Annotated in this window: 2 protein-coding genes; both read right to left on the reverse strand. The window is 63.7% G+C overall.

The genetic code is table 11. The annotated features are described in order from the left end of the window. On the reverse strand, positions 1–674 hold a 674-nt coding region (locus tag AC07FD_RS27425), incomplete at its 3' end, for an ATP-binding protein (RefSeq protein ID WP_478352390.1). Beyond that, entirely contained in the window at positions 667–2,199 is a 1,533-nt protein-coding gene (gene istA / locus AC07FD_RS27430; RefSeq protein WP_478352391.1) for an IS21 family transposase, read from the reverse strand. The genes AC07FD_RS27425 and istA, both read right to left, overlap by 8 nt. Positions 2,200–2,340 lie beyond the last annotated feature (141 nt).

Below are 2,340 nucleotides of genomic sequence, written 5' to 3' on the forward strand. Positions count from 1 at the left end.
TTTGTCGACAGCCGCGTGAAGAGGCCATATCGGGGGGCATCCCGTGCCCAACCCAAGTTAAGGCGACGCCACCCCTCCGACCATTGCGCGAAGGGCTTGTTGGTGGTGACGATGGTCGAGCGTTTCTCGTATCGGCGGCTGATGAGATCGAACAGCAGATCGGCATGACGGTTGGAATAGGAGAGATATCCGACCTCGTCGATGACCAGGATATCGGGCGCCGCATAGTACTGCAGCTTTCGGCGGAGCATGGAATCGCTGTCGATGGCGGCGAGCTCGCCGAGCATTTCGCTGGCGGTGCGGAAGAGGACCGAATGGCCGGCGACCAGCGCCTGGTAGGCGACGTTAAGAGCGAGCGTGGACTTGCCGACGCCGTTAGGGCCGATAAGGACGATGTTGGCGGCCTCCTTGACGAAGGACAGCGTCATCAGTTCCTCGATGGCGGCGCGATCGATACGACGCGGCCATTTCCAGTCGTAATCGGCCAGTTGCCTGAAGTGGCCAAGCCTGGCGGCGCGCATGCGTCGCCGCAATGAGCGGTCGGAGCGCTCTTCTTCCTCCCATTGAAGCACGGCGGCCAGCCACGGCGCGTCGGCGATTTCGTCCCAGTGGGCGATCAGGCCATTGAGGCGCAGCGCCCTGGCGCGGTTGAACAGGATGCCGGGATTATTCATCGTCGTTGCCTGCGGAAGTGAGTTGATCGTAACGGTCGAGCTTGTGGGGCTGTACGACCGTATCCTTTTTGCGGACATGCTCCGGCAGCCTTGTTTCGACCGGCGGTGGAGCGCCACGCGCGATCCGGCGGCGTTCGAGCGCGACGTGAACCGATCTCGAATGAGAGGCCCCGGCCTGCAAGGCATCTTCGACGGCGGCCTGGAGTTCGGTGGCGCCGTAGAGGTCGAGCAGTTTGAGCATGGCATTGGTGATCGCGCCGATATTGGCGCCGCGCTCGGCGGCGTGGATCATCAGTTTCTGGCAGGCCGGCACGGCGCGCGTCAAACTGTTGAGGCCCCGATGCTGGCGCGCTTCGCGCTTGACGGCGACGAGCGCCTTGAGGTGCCGGGGGTCTTCGATCTGCTGGCCCCGGTCGTAGCTGCGGCGGTGGCTGGCGATCATCGTGGCGGCATCGAATATCCGGACCTGGGCGAGATCGGCGCGCACGGTGAGCGTGCGCCGGACATGAGTATGGGGAACCGAGTAATCGTTCAGGTCGAAGCGGACATAGGGTGTCTTTCCGACCTTCGCGGCGATCTGCTCCTCGATGGGGTACGGGTTGGTGGGCAATGGCAGAAGCATGGGCTGCTCCTGCGCAAACACCTGACGAACCGTCATCGTCCGGTCCTCGGGGCATGGCCGGTCGGCGGCCTGGTTGCGGCACCATTGTTCGGCCTGGGCATTCAGATCGTCGAGGTCCTTGAACTTGCGGGCGATGAAGAAGGCTTCCCGGATGTGGCGAATGGCGCGCTCGACGCGGCCCTTTTCGTTGCCCCGCGCCACGGCGACGGGACGGGGCTCGAAGCGATAATGGCCCGCGAAGGCCAGAAGTGTCGGATGGAACCGGATGGCATCGCCGTGACGCTCAAGCACAGCGCTCTTAAGGTTGTCATAGAGCAGCACCCTGGGCAAACCATTCCAGGCGTTGAACGCACCGGCGTGGCCGCGCAGGAAGTTTTCCATGCGGGCATCAAGAAAGAAGCGCAGATAGATGTCGCGCGAGTAGGACAACACCATGACGAAGGCCATCAGCGGGCGGCGAGCCTTGCCGATTTCGATGTGACCAAAATGCGCCCAGTCGACCTGGCCTTGCTCGCCCGGCAGGGTGCGCAGACGCAGGAACGCTTCCGCAGCCTTGCGCGGACGGTGGAGCGCGATCATATGCCGGAAGTGGGAGGACGAGCCCTTGTAGCCGCGCTCCTGCACCATCCCGTACAGGCGGCTGGCGGTCAGGTCTGGATATGTCTCAAGCGTCCGCTGGACGAACGGCAGATACTGGTCGACCTCGGCGGGACGTATCACCGGCCTGTGGCGGGGCAGACCGGCCTCCTTCAGAACCCGGAAGACCGTCGTATGGTGGCAATGCAATTGCGTTGCGATCGTTCCACAGCGCCACCTCTCAACGTGGTACAGGCGCAGGATCATCGCTTCCTTCTCGGCGGATATGGTCATCGGTTGGGTCTCCATAGTCGTGTTGACGGACATAGGCCCCCTCGGCGACGCACGAAGCCGCCGCGAAAGAACGGCGGCAGCCGACAACTGCAGCGCCGGCAGCACGGAGCCGGAGGGATCGATGGCACCGCTTCAGCGGTGACGTCGTCCAGTGCGACGGTGCCGTCGATCAGG

It is taken from the genome of Mesorhizobium waitakense, from assembly GCF_056431085.1.